This is a genomic window from Inquilinus limosus DSM 16000 (assembly GCF_000423185.1).
GTDB classification, from domain to species: Bacteria; Pseudomonadota; Alphaproteobacteria; order DSM-16000; family Inquilinaceae; genus Inquilinus; species Inquilinus limosus.
The window spans coordinates 243,320-260,195 of record NZ_AUHM01000002.1; the positions used below are offsets into that span (position 1 = coordinate 243,320).

Genomic DNA, 16,876 nt, shown 5'->3' on the forward strand with positions numbered 1-16,876 from the left:
GACCTGTATCATCAACCTGTATCATCACTGCCGGGAGCCGTCCCGTAACTCATTGAAGGGATTGAGTTTTCGGGAGCTGGCTGGGGCGCTAGGATACGCAGACAGCCTGTTCTCAACCCCTTCAATATCCTATTTCTTATTGCATTTCAAAGAGCTATGCAATAGCAACCTGTAACATCAACCTGTATCATCAGCCCACCGAAGCGAAGCGGCATGAGCGACCTCCGATACCTCCTGAAGCGGGGCCACTCGTGGTACTTCCGCATGGCCGTTCCGAGGGACCTTCGGGCCATCCTGAAGCGGCCCACCATCGTCCAGGCGATGAACACCCGAGACCTCACCCGCGCGAAATCCGAGCGGTGGGCGATGGTTACCGCGTGGACGGCCAGATTCCAGCAGCTCCGGGCCGAAGCCGGGGGCAAGCCAGACGGGCGCGATCCCCGCGAGGTCTACCGCCAGACCCTCGAATGGGCACGGGAGACGTTCCCCGAGTCACCCGACTTCACGGGCGGCCCGGACGAGGACGATCCGAGCGCCTTGGGCCTGGAGCTAGAGGCTGAGAAGCTTCGGGAACGGCTGGACCGGGAGGAGTTCGAAGGCGTCCCCGCCAACCTCACGCCCCAGGAGAGCGCCCAACTAGTAGCCCTCACCGCCCGCATGAGCGAGCTTTCCGGGCGCCGGCCGGAGACCCCGCGAGAGTACCGCATGAGCTTCCAGGAGGCGGCCAAGGGCTACCTCAGGGACCGAAAGCGCGACCCTGCCGAGCGGCCCACGGAACAAACCCTCGCCCAGGCGGAAGCTGTTTACCGGCTCTTCGGCGGGTGGTGGGGAGAGAAGCCCTTCGGGGACCTCAGGGGCGCGGACGCCGCCGAGTTCCTGGATATCATCGGAAGCTTCTCGCCCACCTGGGGCCGCTCTCCGGAAACCAAGAAGCGCACCTTCGAGGAACTGAGGAAGCTCTTCGGGAGCCAGGAACGGGGCCTCTCCAACCGCACCCTCAACCGCTACATCGGCGACCTCTCGGCCGCATGGGAGTGGGCAGAGAAGCGCGGCGGGGTGAAAGGGAAGAACCCCTTCGATGGCCTGTGGAAGAAGACGGCTAGCAGCCGGCAGACGGGGTATCTGCCGTTCTCGGTCGATCAGCTCAACGCGATCTTCAAGGGGACCAATGAGCTGCGCCGGACGCCATACCGAAGGGCCTTCTGGTGGGTGCCCCGTATCGCCCTCTTCTCGGGTATGCGGGTGGAGGAGATATGCGCTCTGGATCGGGAGGAGGTCTTGGAGGAGGACGGGGTACCGTTCTTCGACATCACCGCAGCGAAGACGGTTGCGGGTATCCGGAAGGTGCCGATCCACTCCACTCTCATCGGGCTCGGCCTGCTGGACGATCTGCCGAAGGCCGGGCCGATCTTCCCCGAGCTGAAGCCGGGCGGGCCGGACGGGAAGCGCAGCCACTACTACGTCAAGCGGTTCTCCGCCCTCACCCACCGACTCGGGATCAGCATGATTGATCCCGCTACGGGTAAGGACCGCCTGGCCTTCCACAGCTTTCGGAAGTGTGTCGGAACGGCGTTAGAGCGCGCTCAGGTGGCCGAGAGTGATGCGGTCCAGGCTCTCGGCCATGAGAAGCTGTCAATGAGCTACAGCGTGTACAGCCTAGGCTTGACCCTGCCCCAACTCCGGGATCGCGTGGTGGAGAAGATCGGGTATCCAAAGCTGGACCTTGAAGTGTTCCGTAAGGGCCGCGAGAAGGGCGAGTGAATCGATGCCCGCCCTCCCCTCCGATCTGGACCTATGGCGCACCGCTCAGGTGCTCGTGAAGCAGTACGGCGAAGGGGCGCTTGGTCATGGACCTCTTCACAACCTCCTCTCAAAGCTAGGATTATTTGGCTTGGCTTCGGAGTGGCGTCCGAGGCAGACTTCAGCGACATCAGAGGCTTACGAGGAGGGGAACCATGGCCTTAGCCGCTGGACTGGTCCGGCCGGGGGCGATCCCCAGGACTAAGCGCCCCACCGTACTTGTGGCCAATCCGGCCGCGTTTCTCACCGCCGCCCGGTTCGGGGTGCCGAGACTCGCATTCGCGTGGCAATTCCCTTTGCCCGTCCCGAATTCGGCACTCCTCCAGGATGTCGCCCTGAGGGATGACAGGGCCTATCACGACTACCTCCGCGACTGGATCGCCAACGACTACCGCAGCCGGGGCGCGCAGGTGGTCACCGAAATCCCGCTCGTCTCTGTGGCAGGTGCACGAGCACAGGCCGACATCATCGCCCGGCCGCCCGGCTCCTCCTACGCTATCGTCGTCGAGATAAAGACCGGCAGCGATCCGGGCGCGACCCAGGGCCAGGAAGCAGTCTATCCGCTCGTTCCTGTGGGGTACCACGTGCGGGCCATGAGCACGCGCGTAACCGCTGTTGGCCTTGAACCCTATGTTCCGCTTCCGCCGCTCGGGCTCATGGTGCTCAGCAACAGAGGGCCGGGCCAGCCAATTGTTCCCGAGTTCTTCGCCCCGCCCGCGCTATGATGGTTCGGCGTTCCCATGCCGCCCTGACTGCGGTCATGGTGCTCACGGCTATGGTGGGAGTGATGACCGATCCCAAGACATCCGCCGCCGGTGATACTCCGCTTTGGAAGAGCGGCGCCGGTCTGGTCCGGAACGCGGACACGGCTAAGGCATTGGCGCTGACGCTCTGGCGCGGCATGTACGGAGAGGAGGCCGCTAAGGAGCAAGAGCCGGTTATGGCTGAGGACCTTGGTGACCGGTGGCGCATCTCCGGGTCGCTGTCCGGTCCCGTTGACGTTCTGGCCCTGCCCCCTAAGGCCCCAATGCTGGTCGAGCTGTCGAAGGCGGACGGGCGCGTTCTGGAGTTCTCGTTCGTGAAGGATCACCCCGCCTATCCCAAGGCGCCGGAGTTCAAGTAGGGCAGCAGGCATCGGGGACGCGAGAGGTTCGCGGAAGAGGGCCGCTTGGTGTGGCTTGCGGCGGCCTCTAAGTGCGAGGAGCTGTTGCGGGAGGAAGGCGGCCGGCAGTAGGACGCCCCGCTAGCCGGACGTGGAGTGTTCTGGGATGGAGAACCGGAAGAAGAGGACGGCGCCGGCTTGTCGAGCTTGGGCAAGAGCCTCCTCGTAGCGGCCCGTGCCCATCTGTTGCGCTGCTAGCTGGGCAAGCTCAGCGGTGCTCTTTGCCTGTAGTTCGTCATATGCCGGGTGTTCCGGATGACAGGCGAAGACAACGCGGTTCAGTGGCTCGCCGTTATCACCGAGGAGTTGCACTTCGATGGCATGGCCCCACGGTCGATCAGCTCGCGTAAAACGACAGCGGTGGGTCGTCTCTCCGACAGTGTAGCTGAATTCCTCCTGCATCTTCGGTCCCGTCAACAAGGCCCGCTCTCGCAGGGATACCCATCGCCATCCCTGTCGAGCCTGTAGAGCCCGCATTGGTTCAGGTAGAAGTTCGCCTCCGCGCACGAGTTCATCTGGCCGCACGTCCGTTTGCCCCCACAGGTGAACCCTGAGCCGGCCCTTCTGGTCTGCCTTACCGGGGCCTCCTGCTGCGGCGCCTCGAACAGCGTCGCTGGGCGGGCCGCTGGGGCTGCCCTGGTCGTGTCGGTAGCCGTGGCGGGCGGCGCCCCCACCGTATCCACCGGCCCCAGGAAGCGCCCGCTCACCCACCCTAAGCGGCCCTGATACGAGACCTCCATCCACGTCTCCCCATCGACTTCCTGAGCGTCCCCCGTGTGCATCACGATAGTGCCCCGAGGGAGCGGGTCGCCGTAGCGGTCATAGCCTGTGCCAGGCCCCTTCCGCATGTTCAGGGATTGGGCCGTGACCTTCCTGGGCGTAGGGGAGAGGTTTCGTGTCAAGTTGGACTTGACAGGTGCCGTAGAGGGCGCGGAAGGGGCCGCGACGGTGGGCGTTGAAGGGCGCGCGCTCGGCCTCGGCAGCTCAACCGGCGCGGGGGCCGTAGAGGCGGCCGGGGCGGGCGGCGAATAGGTCGCGTAACGGGGCGTGGAGGGCCGATCCTCCCCCATGCATTTGCCCAGGGCGACGAGAACGATGAGCCCGAGAATGAGGGCTCCGGGGGTGGCCTTTGCCAATGAGGTGATCCGAATAGGGCTCAGAAAATCTGTGAGAAGGATACATCGCCCGGCTCGGCGGCGGAAGATGGGCAGCTCAAGGTGCTCCAGCATCCCCTGCCCGGTTGATTATCCGGTCGTCCTGGTCTATGTTCGCCGTATATAGTTGGAGTAATTTCGGAGATAATTATGTCGGTCTTCTCGGTCTCTTTCAGACTGGAATATGACAACAACTACTCGGCGCGCTGGGACAGCATCGCAGACAAAATCAAAGCAATCGCGACAAATGGCAAGTCTTGGTCAGAGATGACTGCTCAGTACGTTTTTGAATCGACCAAAACTGCCGATTCTATCGCCAATGAAATAGCATACCTCACGAAATTTGATTCAAAACGAGACTCACTGTTCGTCCTGAATCTGTCCTTCAATCTGTATGAGACTCGCGGCAAGTTTTCCAACTTGTCGACTTTGCAGCAGATCATAGCTAAGAGATGATTGCCAAGTAGGACGGAAGCGGGCGGGAGTAGGCGCCTCAACGACACGTCACTAGTCCCTCCTAGGCGCCCTCAGCTCGATCCTACAGGCCACCTCAGACCCGCATCCGGTACACCTCAACGCCATCTCGACCTTCAACAGCCGGGCATCGCTTCCGAACCGCTTCATGAGCTGCCGCCTGTCCAGCTCCCTCCGCCGGTTGCACCTCCCACACTTCGCCACGATACCGGCAAGGGACGAGACATCGGAAAGCCGCATCCCGATATCCCAGTTGTTCTGTACACGGTCGCGCACCTGGGGCGTCAGCGCCCCTTTCCCGTATCACCGACGATGCGCCTTTCCGCGGCCTCGATCCCATCCTTGAGGAGCGCGGTAATCTCCTCATCGCTCATGCCCAGTTCCCGCGCGCCCCATATGACCTCCTCACGGCGGGCCTTCAGGGCGTTGATGAGGAAATGCGGGTTGGCCGAGTCGGGGCGAAAGGCTGCCCGAAGGTCCTCGCTGAAGGGGCCTCTGCGGTGCTTCATGGCGGCGCCCTCTACCGGGTGAACCCGATGGCTCGAAGGTGTTCCTCCGCATGCTCCAACCCCTGGGCCAGGAGCGCGGCCACTTCATCCGACCGAAGCCCCAACTCCCATGCGCGCCATTGCACTTCGGCGCGGCGAATGGCCTCCTCAATCTCGGCTGGGCTCATAGCATCGTGGTCGCCGAGCGGCATCGGTGCGACTCCCGGTCAATCGAATGTTCCCCAAATGTTCTACATCTCAGGGCCGGCGGGAGTCGAGTCGATTTACGCCTTGCAACCGGAAGGTTGTTTAGGCCGAGACCCGGCACCTCCTGGGGCTCGATGGTTGGCCAGTGGCTACCCCTATCGAGTCTGGCTCGATCCGGAATGGCATAGCGTCAAGTTGGCTTGACCGGCGCTGGCCTGCGAGCAATGCGGCATGGTATGTTGAGGTTGTTATATTGGCTCGATATGGATGCACTCATGTTTGGAATATTTCGTAGGAAGGAGAAAACCCCTCCTCCGCTTTCAGCCGAATTGACTCGCTGTTCAACTCTGGCGGCCGAGCTAGTAAACGCACAAATCTCCGCCTTTACCGAAACAAAACCGGGATGGTCTCTTCATAATAACGACTGGTTATCCATGATGACCGCATCGTATTGCTGGGGAGCAGTCTGCGGCTTATTGCAGGAGACCGGAGAGGATCGGAAGTGGGCAAAAGGAGACGCGAGCCTAGCGGAGCTTGCCCTGTTGCTTGTCGTCACCCCTGTGTTTGCTGCGGTGTTTGGGGCTGATCGCTGTGTGAAAGTGCACTCGACGTTGCCGCAGGCAAACGGCCGCAGGCCCACAGATGATCTACTAATGCTAGAGCGCGTCGGAGGCGAAGATGCTATTTCCTTTCTACAAAAGCGCCCTCCGAGGTGGCCTGGAGGCGGCCTACATCATTTCTTCGTTCACAATGTGAACTAGCACCTCAGCCTAAGCGGTTATAGCGCGCCCCAAGGAGGCCCGGTAACAATATCCTCACTCGCCTTATAGAAGGCGGGCCCCCATCAGGTCCGCCATGATCTCCTCGTGGCGGACCTCCTTCCGTGCCTCCTCAGGATCAACGCCATGGGCTACGGCCTCCAAGCTCGCCATACTCCGCTGAATGCTTACGGGACCTATTAACAAGGTTCCCCTAGGTTGTACTGAGGGTGATAGTCATCATAGTCCTTCCCTATAAGGGATAGACCTAGGATGATGGTAGGGAGAGTGGTGGTAGTCATTCCTCCTCTACAGCCCCCTCCACGCTGACATATTGTTGAAAGAGCTTGAGCATCAGGGCCTTGACCTCGGCAGCATGACTGCGTTGGACGACCACACAGTCATGGACCGGAAGAGCCACGATACCGAGCCCCTTCAGGGTAAGCAGAAGATCCACCATTAGGTTGCTTTCGGTGAACTGGATCTCGTGGCCGATGCCAGTGTACAGCAGCCCCACGATGGGCCGATGCTCGATCTCGATTGCCGCCCTGACCTCCTTCAGCGGCGGAGGTTGATCGAACTTCTCCCTGGTCTCCTTCGGCCACTGCTTTAGCCTGCTCCTGGCGAATGTCATGGCGCTGAAGAGCTTCTTGATGGCCTCCCTGGGGTACCGCTCCAGCAGACCACGGGCGTAGGGGTCGCCATCGGGAAGCGGCGCCCCAGCCCTCCCGTAGAGGACGCGCAAGCCCATCCCGCCGTAGTCGAGGGCTGTGGTCTCCTCACCGTTGATCCGGATGCCCCGCCGGACTTCCTTCGAGAGCGGCATCCACCACCCGCCGAACAGTCGTCCCCCGCGGTCGAACCGGCCCTCCGTGAAGTTGCGCTCCAGGGTGCGCTTCGACGTGTTGATCTTCTTCGCCGCTGCCGGGTCAGTATCGAACGACAGGTCTGCCGCTCCGATCCACGCGTTGATGGTCTGCATTTCCGCGCGCAGGCGCCGGGTGGTCTCGTCGTCCTCATAGTCGACCAACTCGCCCAGCTCGTCGGGGTTGGTCTTCGGCTTCCGGAGCTTGATGAACTCCGCCCCTACGCCAATCCCGAAGTCCACCGTAGAGAGCCCGTCAAGGCGCCGGACGAGGCGCGGCCCAGCGACAGCCGTGGTCTTCCAACTGACGCCGTTGTCCCCACCCCAGTGGCCGGGCCGCTGCACCGCGAATTCCATCTCGGGCCGCGACATAAGGTCGAGGACATCGGGGAAGGTCTTCCCCACGAACGGCGCATCGTAGCGGGTCTTTCGGCGGGTCAGGACGTCCCGGTTCCGATCCACCATAATAGAGCCGTCCGGGTCTTCGAGGTGCTGGTAGGCAAGATCGCAGACCAGGGCAGAGACCAGGGCCTTGAAGTTGGCCTGATCGGTCCCCCGCCGCGCCCGCTTCCGGAGCTTCAGGTATTTCTCGCAATTCTGAAGCTGGTTCAGCACATCTGCCACCAGGGCCTCCGCAGCCGCGCTCAGGGGCTCCCTGAAGGGCTGGAAGCGACGGGCGAGGGGACGGGCCTCTATGATCGCAGCGGGCTCCTGCGCCCGTTCCGGCGCGGCCTGAACGGCATCGGTCGGGCTGGTCATTTGAGTTCCTCCAGGGCCTCTGCCAGGGCCGCCCGCTCGGCCTTCCTGCGCTCGGCCTTGTCTACTTCCTTCTGCCACAGGGCCACACCAGACGGCCCGAACGCGACCCCAAGGCGATGGCCGATCGCCACGGCCACCTGCCGCGGCAATTCTCTGTAGTGCCTGCGCCGCTTACCGTTGGCGTCGTACCAGACCCCCGCGTCGCGTTCGACCAGCGCCCGAACACGCCGGCACATCTGAACCCAATAGGCGTCGTCCGACCGAAACAAGCGTGGCTGATCGGCCGCCATCCAGGCAGTGGCAAGGGCGGCCCGGACGGCTTCCCATGGCTCCGCCCCTTCGGCAATCCTGACGATCTCCTTCGACGCCATGACCGCGATCTTGTTCATGGCCCCACCCCGGCGGAACTGATCGACCTCGGCCTTGGCATCACCCACGACCTCCGACCATATGGCCTCTAGCTGCCCCCAGGCAGGAGACGCCGCGTTGCGTGTCTTCACGCCCTCCACAAGTTTCTCGTAGGGGGCCAGCATCGTCTTCGTGATGGTGGTCTGTTCGGGGTGTCCGTGGCGCTTGTCGTGGCTCTTGTGGCGGGCGCAGAGGCGGCCCCAACCTGCGGCTTCCTCCCGGCACCACGATACGCGGCAGGGCTTCATCGTTCCGACCTCAAAATAGTTGCCACCATCCCGTGGGAGACAGACAGATCTGAAAATTGCACGGTCACGCCCTCGCCTTCCCGAGGACGCGATAGACTGACGCCCGGCCGATGCCCAGCCGCTTCGCGATGGCCGCCGGCCCTAACCCTTCGGCCTTCAGCGCGGCGACCTGGGCCGCGTCGATGGATGCTGGCCGGCCCTTATAGACGCCCTCGGCCTTCGCCTTGGCGATGCCCTCCATCTGTCGCTCCTTACGGAGATTGGTCTCGAATTCAGCGAAGACCCCCAGCATGTCGAGGAACGCCTTGCCGGCGGCGGTGCTGGTATCGACCGGCTGTTCCGTGGCCTTCAGTGACACGCCCTTCTCCCGCAACTCGTGGACGATGTTCTGAAGATCCCGGATGCTGCGCGCTAGGCGGTCGATCCGGGTCACCATGAGGGTGTCTCCGGGGCGCAGGAAGGCGAGGAGCGTATCTAGCTCCTCCCGTCCCGTGCGGCTGGTGCCGCTGGCCTTCTCCGCCCGGACTACCTCGCACCCAGCCGCCTTCAGGGCCGCGACCTGTAGCGCGTGGTCCTGGTCGGTAGATGACACCCTGGCATATCCATACGTGGTCATGATCCCCGCCGGCTCCGTCTCGTTTGGGTTTAGACCCTGGACATATGCCGTCTCAGAAAATGAATGTCAACCCTATTGAGACGGATTTCGCGTCTCGCCCGGGTGTCTCTCTGGAGTATACCCGTGAGACGGTGAGGCCGCGCGGCGGCTCAGCGCAACGTGACAGGGCCAGTGGCTTGCTCCATCCTGGCGATCAAAAGGGGGAGACCATGACATCCGCCAAAGACGACTACGAAGCCCGCAAGCGGTTCATGGGTTGGTTCGCTGAGCGCTTCATGAACGTCAGCCCCGATGCTCCGGACCATCCCCTGAAGGTTCTCGCGAGGTTCGAGGCGACAGCCCCGAGCAAGGCTCGGAAGGGGCTCGACATGGCGATCAACGATTGCGTTGAGATGGCGGAGGGCTTCAGGCCCGATCAGAGGAGGGCGGCGGACGAGGAGTTGGCGGGCATGGGCTTGCCGACGCTCTCGGCCCTGCGGCTGAAGCGCAACCGGCACCTCAAGGCGGTTCTCAAGCGGGGCAGCATCCGCACGGAGGTGGAGTACTATGCGCTCAAGGACATGGCGGACGGTGCCATATCCGAGGAGGAGCGCGCCCAGCTCTGGCGACTGGTGGATGAGTTCGAGGAGCGAGGCCGTCCAGCGTCCGTCAAGCCGACTTGACCGGCCCCATGGCTCGACTGTGCTTGCCCCGTGGTAAGGATGCCGCGGGAGCTATCCCGTGCGACATGCGCGGTCCCGAGCCGCCTGCCCGCGCCCGGCAAAGGTCGCGCGAGGGGGTACGGGGGGAACGCGCCGCGAGCTATACATCTGATTGGACGAACGAAAATTTCCGGCATTTTAAGCCGCCTCCATCAAGGCCCTGTCCGGTTCCATTTCAGGGGCTCCCGCAAGTCGCCCAGAAGGACAGTCGCCCTCCATCGAAATTGATAGGAGCACCCCGGCGGGCCACGTGAGCAGGCGGAGAGATCGCCAACAGTCTGCCATCGCGATGGGCTCGAAATGCTTCGCGAATTTTCGGCCGAACCGTCTCGCATTCCGGGCAGGAACCGAGACTAGACAGCGGCGTGACAAGAACTCATTTGCGATCTTCCCGTGTGGGCTTTAACCCACACATCGACATCTAAAGACTACAATCTGACGCTATTGCCTACATGGATGCCCGTGTGTGGGACGGAACCCACATTTACTTTCACCTCCTTGAGATCAGAGAAATGATGTGCAAAGATAATGTGTATCCAGCGATAGGACGATCTCCACCCCGGCCAGCTTGAGAGGCCATAGAGGAGTTCTTCACATGACCTTCACCCTGAACCTTTCTGACCCTGTTGCCCGCTTTGCGGTGGTCGTGGCGGCGGTCCTGCTGCTGCTTCTGTTGTAGGTGGACTAACTCCCGCTGCACGATAACAGAGGCGCCCGCTATTTCGCCGGCCCTGTCTTTTAGGGCTCACTGCGGTCCTGCTCGGGGGGGGGGCGTCCAGGCTCACCTTTATGGGCTCCGCTGGGGACCGCGAGAGGGTTGCAGTTTGGCACCTCTCAGCGTCGTGAACGGGGCGCCTCTCCATGGGTGGCCGACGCCTCCGCCGTCCAGCCCCAGCCCACCAGTCTGTGAGGCCTTTCAGTTGCAGGCCACTGGCTTCACCAGAGGCGCCAGCTTGGCCGCGATATCCTTCGTGGGCACCTTCTCGGGCCTGTTAGCGGTCTCCGCTATGACCCCGTTCTCCAGGAGGAAGGAGCTGAGAAGTTCCCCGCGGATACCGAAGTTCATGTTTTGAGGCACTGTTCCCGTGGCGCTGACCACGGCCAAATCTGGAGCGCGCGAGACTACCACTCCAATGAGCTGCGCGCGGTCATCGACGATTGGCCCCCCGCTGCTTCCAGGTTGCACCTGAGCATTGAGTTGGAAGAGGTAGGGAGCATCTGCGGGACCGCTCAAGGATGTCACGATCCCGTCCGTGACGTTCAGGCCTGTGGATAGGATGGTGCGGTACGGGTAGCCCAGGACGATCACGGCTTCCCCAAGGTCGACCTTCACGGTTTCCCTAAGGGGAATGCTGGTGGGAAATCTATCCGAGGTCCGGAGCAAGGCCAGATCCCGCTTGGGGTCGGCTGTCACCAGGTCCGCGGGCTTCCCATCGAACGTGAACGATTTGCAGCCCTCGACCACGTGCCGATTGGTCACGATGTAGCCGTCCCTGCTGATGACGAAACCGGTTCCGCTGCTGGTGGTCTTGGGGGGCTCGGTGGGCTGAGCGGGCGCGGCTGCGGCGACCGTGCTGGATTCCGGAGCCGGCGGATCGAGCTTGTCGGCAATGGCCAGTAGAGTTGGATAGGTCGGCTTCTCCTGCGGTGTGTCGTAGCCGAAGGGATAGAAGCTGTCCGATATTGCAACGACGATCGGTCCCATCACATCAGCCCGGTAAGCCGGCCAGTGAAGTTGGTATGCCCGGACTTGGCTGCCCCTTTGTTCAGCGCGCTCATAGAACATCCATGACCCGCGAGCGCCGCTTCGAATGAACAGGTCGCCCCTTCTGAACTCGTAAGTGACCTTCTGAGGCTGATCCGTCGGCACCCACTTGAATAGGAGGTCAATAAAATCTGGCCCCATATTCTCAAATCTCGCCGTCCTCAAATACGACCCATCGTCTGGATTCGTTGCATCGAGCCCATTGACCGAGTTGTTTTCTATTTTGGTTAGAACACTACTCGGGTAGCTAAGAAGTATCTGGCTACGTGGATCATACAGGCGCTTCCATCCGTACCGCCTTCTCGCGTCTATGCCCGTCCCGACAAGGGGGAGCAACTCCGCTTCGGTGAGGTAACCCGTGGCCTGATATCCGTTCCGCGTCTGCCATGCCGAGATGGCCTCTCGGGTGCGCTTGCCGAACGCGCCATCGGTGAAGCCGTTGTAGGTCCCGGCCCAGATCAAGCCTTCTTGGACCAGCCTTCTTTCGTGGAAGTTGAGGCGGGCCTCTAGATCCTTCTCAGCCTGGAGCGGGTCGGTGGCCGCTGTCGGCGTCGGAGGCTGTTGAGCAGCAAGCGGAAGTGTGCCCATCGCACAGAGCAGAGCCCCGCCGAGAGCCATGAGAATGCCTGATCGAAAACGCATGGCCTGCCCCTCAGGACCGACCGGGGAACTATCCTCGGACCAATGCCGGCATTTTGCATGTATTGGAGCCGTTCCGCTAGGTGGCGCCGCTGCCCCGGCTTGGTCGGCTCGCCCTAGTGGCCGTGCCCCTTACGCCACTCCCAGGGCACCTCAAAGCGCCCCCTCCAGATCCCCCTCCTTGCCCCCTTCGCCTGCGCCTCCTGCCCCACATAATCCCGGCTGTACCGGGTGAACGCCACGGCCCAGCCCTGGGCAGCCATCCACCCGCTCAGATCCTCGCCCCTGGCCCGGCAAACGGCCACGATCCGGCGCCACCTATCGCGGTCCCGTTCGGCACACCTAACGGTCGCCTGTCCGATGAAGTCGGAGAGGGCCAGGGCCGCCCGCTGCCCGCACCTGTAGCGACCCCCGTCCTCGTCCCGGCAGAGCTGGCGCGACTCCGGGGCATCAACGCCGAAGAGCCGGATGCGCTGGCCGTGGATCTCCAGCGTATCGCCATCGATCACCGAAGCGCGGCCCGTGATGGTTTCCCGCGCGGGGGCCTGAGAGGGGATCGTGAGGAGGACCAGGAGGAGAAGGGAAAGGATGGCGGCGAACCGAAACGAAGCGTTCATCATGGGCGCCTTATACCGCCTCCCCACTGCCACGCCATATCGGAGCGGTGCGGGAACCTAGGGCAGGTCCCCGCGTGCCCCTCCGCCGATTAGGATCTGATCTCCTCGAATACCCACACATCGTTTCCGGACTTGTGAAGGTATTGGAAGTTAAGGGAGGTCGGCATGCCGGTTCCTGCCACTGCGTAAAGCTTGTTCTCCTGCAAGCTCTGGCCCGACTCCAACCTGAGCCCATTGACCAGGAGTTGACTGTCGTGGCCAGGGCTAGACAGGTATTCGCCTGTCGGGGCGGTGGCGACCAGTCGCTTCGCTTTCTGATCGGAGATACGGATATTGGTGACGGCAGTCATGGTGCCTCCTTGAATGCAGGCCATCACCTTCAAGGACGGCGCTCCGGGCCGTGTGTGAACGAGACCGCACCCGGACGGCGCTGCCGACCGTCAAGGCTGCCGCATAATCTCCTCGATCACCGCCACCAACTCCCTTCCACGCATTGTCAGAAAGACCTCCTTCTCCGTGCGGTTCTCCGGTCGGCTCCGCGTGAGGAGTAAACCGTGGCCGAGGATCGGCGCGGCCCTTCCATCCTTGCCGACCCCGAAGCCGCGCACCTCTGAAAGTTCCTGCACATAGCGGGACAGGGAGGATTTCGTCGCCCCCGTCTGCCGCAGGAGAAAACCTATGGTGCACCCTTCGTACCGGGCCGCGATCAACAGCGTAAGGGCGCAGGTCAAGGTCATGCTCGGCTGGAGCCGGTGAAGCTCTCGCACGATCTTAATCGCTCTCGACAATCCGTCGCTCATCATCACCCCGTGCCGGCCCGCCCGCTGCATGGCTGCGAGCCAAGTTGGAAATGCGAAACGGCGCCCCCGAAGGGACGCCGCTATGGCAGTGCTGGTGATTGGTGTTCAGGCGTCGTTGGTGAGGCTCACGGACGCCCCCGAGTGGCCCACCATGCTCCGGCAACGAAGCCGCCGTTGAATGCCAAGAGGATGCTCCCGGCGAGGATATAGAGGTTCACCATATCGGCCCGCCCCCGACGCTTCACGCGAGAGACCCGGAGGGGGCGACCTCGGGAAGCGAACCGGCTGGCCGTGCGGGGAAGCACCACAGTGCGAAGGCAGGGCAGTCACGGCAGGCGCCAGAGAACGCCCGATCCCCTCCAGTGGCGAGGCAAGGGGAAGCTGCACAGGCCCGTTGAATCACCTCCAGCTCATCAGCCGGGATGGTGGGCGCCGCGCCCGATTCACCCGCGGCCCCAGCCGGGTGGGCGGGGAAGCAGCCGATAGCGAACGCGGGGCAGGTTCTGCACGCCCCGGAGAAGATCCGGTCCCCTCCGGTGACGGTGCAGGGGGAGACGGCCGGGGCGGTGGTGGAGGAAATGTGGGTGTTCAGCATCGTTTCGCTCAATCCGCTGGGCCATCGCCATCTCGGTGGCGAGGCTGATTTCGGAGAGCTACGAGGAGGCTCTGGTCAGGATGTATGGTTGACCTGTATCATCAACCTGTATCATCACTGCCGGGAGCCGTCCCGTAACTCATTGAAGGGATTGAGTTTTCGGGAGCTGGCTGGGGCGCTAGGATTCGAACCTAGGAATGGCGGGACCAAAACCCGCTGCCTTACCGCTTGGCTACGCCCCAATCGGCCGGGATAGATAGCCCAGGCGGCGCGGCATCGCAACCGCGCGTTGCCGCCCGGATTTCGGCATAATAGAAGATTAATCGCGTATGCGGGGCATCGAGTTCCCTGCAAAGGTCGAGGCGGATCACGGCATGAGCGGCGAGCAGCCCCTTGAGGACTCCCTCCATTTCCCGGCGCAGCAGGCGCCCGAGACTCCGGAGGAGGCCCGGCTCAAATCCCTGAGCGACACCGTGATGCAGCTGCAGCACGAGCTGCGCAGCGCCCGCGGCGAGATCGATACCCTCAACGACCGCCTGGCGGAGGCGGCGGCAGCGCCGCGCCGCGGCGGCGTGCTGGGCTGGCTGGCGGCGGCGGTGATCGCCGTCCTCGGCATCGGCGGAATCGCCCTGGTCGGCTTCGGCGCAGGCGAACGGCCGCCCGCGCCCCCCGCCCCGCCGGCGGAGAAGCCGGCCGCAGCCGTCTCCATCCCGAGCCCGGCTCCGGCGGCCGCCCCGGCCGCGACGGCAGCGCCCGCTCCGGCCCCTGCGGCGCCGGCGGCCGAACCGGTGACCACGGCGCAGGCGGGCAGCGCCTCCGCCGCCGAGCCGCCGCCCGCCACCTCCGTGGTCGCCGAGCCCCCACTGGCCGCAGCCGCTGCGACGGATTCCGCGGCGACGGCATCATCGACGCCGGCGAGCGAGGCCCCTGCCGCCGAACCGGCCATCTCCGTGGTCGCCGAAGCTCCGGCTGCCGCGCCCGCTGCGGACACGCAGGCGACGGCATCGTCGTCGCCGGTCGAGCCGGCGACCATGACGCAGGCCGGCGAGACCCCGGCCGCCGAACCGGCCATTCCCGTGGTCGCAGAGGCTCCGCAGGCCCCGTCTGCCGCGGCGGAACCGCTGGCGGCGGGACCGTCATCGCCGGCCGAGACGGCCGCCCCGCAGGCGGACACCGCACCGGCCCCCGAGCCGGCGCCCGACTCTGCCGCAGCCGCCGCGGCTGCGCCCTCGGAGCCGGCGGCCCTGGCGCCCGCGGCATCGACCCCGCCGGCCGCGCCGGACGGGGACACCGCCCCCGCGCCGCAGCCGGAGGCCGCCGCGCCGCCGCCGGCTGCGCAGAGCCAGACTGCGGCCCCGGCCGCGCCCGCGGCGCCCTCGGAGCAGGCCGCCACATCCGACGACCCGGCGGCGCAGGCGCCGCTGCCGGACGGCGCCTCGGCCGAGATGCGCGCCCTGGTCCGCCGCGCGATCGCCGGCGCGCCCGATGCCGAGCACGATCTCGGCACCTTCTACGCCCTCGGCCTTGACGTGCCGCGCAGCTTCGAGCGGGCCGCCTACTGGTACCGCAAGGCGGCCGACCAGGGCGTCTCCAACGCCGCCTACAATCTCGGCGTGCTGCTGGAGCGGGGCCTCGGCGTGCCGCGGGATTCGGTGACGGCGACCGCGTATTTCCGCAAGGCGGCGGATGCCGGCCACCCCGACGCGCAGAACGCACTCGGCCTCGCCTATCTGAACGGCACGGGCGTCACCCGCGACGCGTCCGAGGCGCTGAAATGGTTCCGCCAGGCCAGCGCCAACGGCAATCCCCGCGGCGCCTTCAACATGGGCCGGCTGTACGAGACCGGCGCGGTCGGCGCCCCCGATCCGCGGGCCGCGGCCGGCTGGTACCGGGTCGCCGCCGATGCCGGCAGCGCCGACGCCAAGGCGGCGCTGGCCCGGCTGCAGGACACGACCCCGCGCAGCGGCTTCGTCACCCTGGCCCCGGACGCGGCCGCGACGCCGGCGGTGCCAGCCGCCCCTTCCCCCGACGACGCCCGCGCGGAGCAGGCCCTCGGCGCGCTCGCCTCCCAGCTCGCCCCGCCGAACCCGGCCGACCAAGCCGCCGCCCCGACCTCGACGGCGGCGCCGGCGGAGCAGGCCGAGGCGCCGATCCAGCCCCCCGCTCCGAGCCGGCGGCCGGAGCCGCCGGCGGAGCCGGCGACCGCAGCGGCCGGACCGGCAGCCGCCCCGGCTCCAGCGGCTCCCGAGCAGTCCGCGGCCGCAGCACCGCCGCCCGCCGCTCCGGCCACGGCGCAACCGGCCGCCCCGGCGGCCGAGACCGCCGAAGCCCCCGCCGCGGCAGCGACCGCGCCCACCACCCCGGTGCCGGGCCGCCGCCCGGCGCCGCCGGCCGAGCGCCCAGCCACCGAGACCGCCACTGCGGAGCAGCCGGCGGTGCCGGAAGGCCGGGCCCCGGCCTCTCCGCCCCGGCGCGGCGCGGCCGAGCCGTCGCCGGAGCCGCCGCAGCAGGCCGCAGCGGCTCCGGCGACGGCCGCTCCCGCCGCGGCCCCGCCCGCCGGGCCGGGCCAACCGGCCGGCGACGCCCAGGTCAGGGAGATCCAGCAGCTGCTGACGATGATGAACTACGACGCCGGCCCGGCGGACGGTCAGCTCGGCAGCAAGACCCGCAACGCCATCGGCGCCTTCCAGCGCCGGCAGAAGCTGCCGGTCACCCGCCGCCCCTCGGCCGAGCTGCTGGAGGCCCTGCGCCGCGCGGCCGGCGCCGAGACGCCGGACTGGACCCCGGGGCATTTCTGACCACAATCGCCGTCGGAACCGG

The 16,876-nt window shown here is 65.2% G+C and carries 16 protein-coding genes and 1 tRNA gene; 6 read left to right on the forward strand and 11 right to left on the reverse strand.

Translation table 11 applies throughout. The features are described from left to right. Nucleotides 1-213: 213 nt before the first annotated feature. From G537_RS0105080 to G537_RS0105090, 3 genes are all read left to right on the forward strand, one after another. Entirely contained in the window at nucleotides 214-1,761 is a 1,548-nt protein-coding gene (locus G537_RS0105080; RefSeq protein WP_026869182.1) for a DUF6538 domain-containing protein, read from the forward strand. A gap of 194 nt (nucleotides 1,762-1,955) precedes the next feature. Further along, entirely contained in the window at nucleotides 1,956-2,525 is a 570-nt protein-coding gene (locus tag G537_RS0105085; RefSeq protein ID WP_026869183.1) for a hypothetical protein, read from the forward strand. 62 nt (nucleotides 2,526-2,587) lie between these two features. Continuing rightward, complete coding sequence (locus G537_RS0105090) at nucleotides 2,588-2,923, forward strand: NTF2 fold immunity protein (protein ID WP_162146082.1); 336 nt, start codon at nucleotides 2,588-2,590, stop codon at nucleotides 2,921-2,923. 120 nt (nucleotides 2,924-3,043) lie between these two features. On the opposite strand, the gene G537_RS43505 is transcribed toward G537_RS0105090, so the two are convergent. Next, nucleotides 3,044-3,364, reverse strand: coding sequence for a hypothetical protein (locus G537_RS43505; protein WP_155888503.1), 321 nt, complete (start codon nucleotides 3,362-3,364; stop codon nucleotides 3,044-3,046). 11 nt (nucleotides 3,365-3,375) lie between these two features. After that, complete coding sequence (locus G537_RS45585; protein ID WP_425402274.1) at nucleotides 3,376-4,191, reverse strand: excalibur calcium-binding domain-containing protein; 816 nt, start codon at nucleotides 4,189-4,191, stop codon at nucleotides 3,376-3,378. A gap of 75 nt (nucleotides 4,192-4,266) precedes the next feature. Between G537_RS45585 and G537_RS43510 the strand changes: the two genes are divergently transcribed. After that, nucleotides 4,267-4,572, forward strand: a complete 306-nt coding sequence (locus tag G537_RS43510; RefSeq protein WP_155888504.1) for a hypothetical protein — start codon at nucleotides 4,267-4,269, stop codon at nucleotides 4,570-4,572. 302 nt (nucleotides 4,573-4,874) lie between these two features. Here the strand turns inward: G537_RS43510 and G537_RS0105110 are convergent, their stop codons facing one another. From G537_RS0105110 to G537_RS0105135, 4 genes are all read right to left on the reverse strand, one after another. After that, the gene (locus G537_RS0105110) at nucleotides 4,875-5,099 is read right to left on the reverse strand and encodes a hypothetical protein (protein WP_026869187.1); all 225 of its coding nucleotides are present in this window, start codon (nucleotides 5,097-5,099) and stop codon (nucleotides 4,875-4,877) included. A gap of 1,242 nt (nucleotides 5,100-6,341) precedes the next feature. Next, nucleotides 6,342-7,667 (reverse strand): hypothetical protein, encoded by a 1,326-nt coding sequence (locus G537_RS36525; protein WP_051247915.1) that lies wholly within the window; start codon nucleotides 7,665-7,667, stop codon nucleotides 6,342-6,344. Then, nucleotides 7,664-8,323, reverse strand: coding sequence for a hypothetical protein (locus G537_RS36530; protein ID WP_155888505.1), 660 nt, complete (start codon nucleotides 8,321-8,323; stop codon nucleotides 7,664-7,666). Before G537_RS36530 ends, G537_RS36525 begins: the two co-directional genes overlap by 4 nt. 64 nt (nucleotides 8,324-8,387) lie before the next feature. After that, complete coding sequence (locus G537_RS0105135) at nucleotides 8,388-8,939, reverse strand: recombinase family protein (protein WP_026869189.1); 552 nt, start codon at nucleotides 8,937-8,939, stop codon at nucleotides 8,388-8,390. Nucleotides 8,940-9,148: 209 nt separating this feature from the next. Here G537_RS0105135 and G537_RS0105140 point away from each other — a divergent pair, with 209 nt between their 5' ends. Then, nucleotides 9,149-9,601, forward strand: coding sequence for a hypothetical protein (locus G537_RS0105140; RefSeq protein WP_026869190.1), 453 nt, complete (start codon nucleotides 9,149-9,151; stop codon nucleotides 9,599-9,601). 955 nt (nucleotides 9,602-10,556) lie between these two features. Here G537_RS0105140 and G537_RS36535 read toward each other — a convergent pair. The 5 genes from G537_RS36535 to G537_RS0105170 all read right to left on the reverse strand — a co-directional run bounded on the left by G537_RS36535 (nucleotide 10,557) and on the right by G537_RS0105170 (nucleotide 14,298). Continuing rightward, complete coding sequence (locus G537_RS36535) at nucleotides 10,557-12,047, reverse strand: serine protease (protein ID WP_081688594.1); 1,491 nt, start codon at nucleotides 12,045-12,047, stop codon at nucleotides 10,557-10,559. A 113-nt stretch (nucleotides 12,048-12,160) separates the two neighbouring features. Next, nucleotides 12,161-12,664, reverse strand: coding sequence for a thermonuclease family protein (locus G537_RS36540; protein WP_051247919.1), 504 nt, complete (start codon nucleotides 12,662-12,664; stop codon nucleotides 12,161-12,163). 86 nt (nucleotides 12,665-12,750) lie between these two features. Continuing rightward, nucleotides 12,751-13,011 carry a hypothetical protein gene (locus tag G537_RS0105160; protein ID WP_026869192.1) on the reverse strand — a complete coding sequence of 87 codons (261 nt, stop codon included), beginning with the start codon at nucleotides 13,009-13,011 and terminating at the stop codon, nucleotides 12,751-12,753. 90 nt (nucleotides 13,012-13,101) lie between these two features. After that, nucleotides 13,102-13,464, reverse strand: coding sequence for a helix-turn-helix domain-containing protein (locus G537_RS0105165; protein ID WP_155888506.1), 363 nt, complete (start codon nucleotides 13,462-13,464; stop codon nucleotides 13,102-13,104). A 759-nt stretch (nucleotides 13,465-14,223) separates the two neighbouring features. Beyond that, nucleotides 14,224-14,298 (reverse strand) — tRNA-Gln (locus tag G537_RS0105170). A gap of 132 nt (nucleotides 14,299-14,430) precedes the next feature. Here G537_RS0105170 and G537_RS41915 point away from each other — a divergent pair. Continuing rightward, the gene (locus G537_RS41915) at nucleotides 14,431-16,854 is read left to right on the forward strand and encodes an SEL1-like repeat protein (RefSeq protein ID WP_026869194.1); all 2,424 of its coding nucleotides are present in this window, start codon (nucleotides 14,431-14,433) and stop codon (nucleotides 16,852-16,854) included. The last annotated feature ends 22 nt before the right edge of the window (nucleotides 16,855-16,876 follow it).

What these genes read in the sequence shown, in the direction of transcription:
- G537_RS43510 (WP_155888504.1), top strand. Translation starts at nt 4,267, where the DNA reads ATGTCGGTCTTCTCGGTCTCTTTCAGACTGGAATATGACAACAACTAC.
- G537_RS43505 (WP_155888503.1), bottom strand. Translation starts at nt 3,364, where the DNA reads ATGCAGGAGGAATTCAGCTACACTGTCGGAGAGACGACCCACCGCTGT.
- G537_RS36535 (WP_081688594.1), bottom strand. Translation starts at nt 12,047, where the DNA reads ATGCGTTTTCGATCAGGCATTCTCATGGCTCTCGGCGGGGCTCTGCTC.
- G537_RS36540 (WP_051247919.1), bottom strand. Translation starts at nt 12,664, where the DNA reads ATGATGAACGCTTCGTTTCGGTTCGCCGCCATCCTTTCCCTTCTCCTC.
- G537_RS0105085 (WP_026869183.1), top strand. Translation starts at nt 1,956, where the DNA reads ATGGCCTTAGCCGCTGGACTGGTCCGGCCGGGGGCGATCCCCAGGACT.
- G537_RS36530 (WP_155888505.1), bottom strand. Translation starts at nt 8,323, where the DNA reads ATGAAGCCCTGCCGCGTATCGTGGTGCCGGGAGGAAGCCGCAGGTTGG.
- G537_RS45585 (WP_425402274.1), bottom strand. Translation starts at nt 4,191, where the DNA reads ATGCTGGAGCACCTTGAGCTGCCCATCTTCCGCCGCCGAGCCGGGCGA.
- G537_RS0105090 (WP_162146082.1), top strand. Translation starts at nt 2,588, where the DNA reads ATGACCGATCCCAAGACATCCGCCGCCGGTGATACTCCGCTTTGGAAG.
- G537_RS0105080 (WP_026869182.1), top strand. Translation starts at nt 214, where the DNA reads ATGAGCGACCTCCGATACCTCCTGAAGCGGGGCCACTCGTGGTACTTC.
- G537_RS0105160 (WP_026869192.1), bottom strand. Translation starts at nt 13,011, where the DNA reads ATGACTGCCGTCACCAATATCCGTATCTCCGATCAGAAAGCGAAGCGA.
- G537_RS0105140 (WP_026869190.1), top strand. Translation starts at nt 9,149, where the DNA reads ATGACATCCGCCAAAGACGACTACGAAGCCCGCAAGCGGTTCATGGGT.
- G537_RS36525 (WP_051247915.1), bottom strand. Translation starts at nt 7,667, where the DNA reads ATGACCAGCCCGACCGATGCCGTTCAGGCCGCGCCGGAACGGGCGCAG.
- G537_RS0105135 (WP_026869189.1), bottom strand. Translation starts at nt 8,939, where the DNA reads ATGACCACGTATGGATATGCCAGGGTGTCATCTACCGACCAGGACCAC.
- G537_RS0105165 (WP_155888506.1), bottom strand. Translation starts at nt 13,464, where the DNA reads ATGATGAGCGACGGATTGTCGAGAGCGATTAAGATCGTGCGAGAGCTT.
- G537_RS41915 (WP_026869194.1), top strand. Translation starts at nt 14,431, where the DNA reads ATGAGCGGCGAGCAGCCCCTTGAGGACTCCCTCCATTTCCCGGCGCAG.
- G537_RS0105110 (WP_026869187.1), bottom strand. Translation starts at nt 5,099, where the DNA reads ATGAAGCACCGCAGAGGCCCCTTCAGCGAGGACCTTCGGGCAGCCTTT.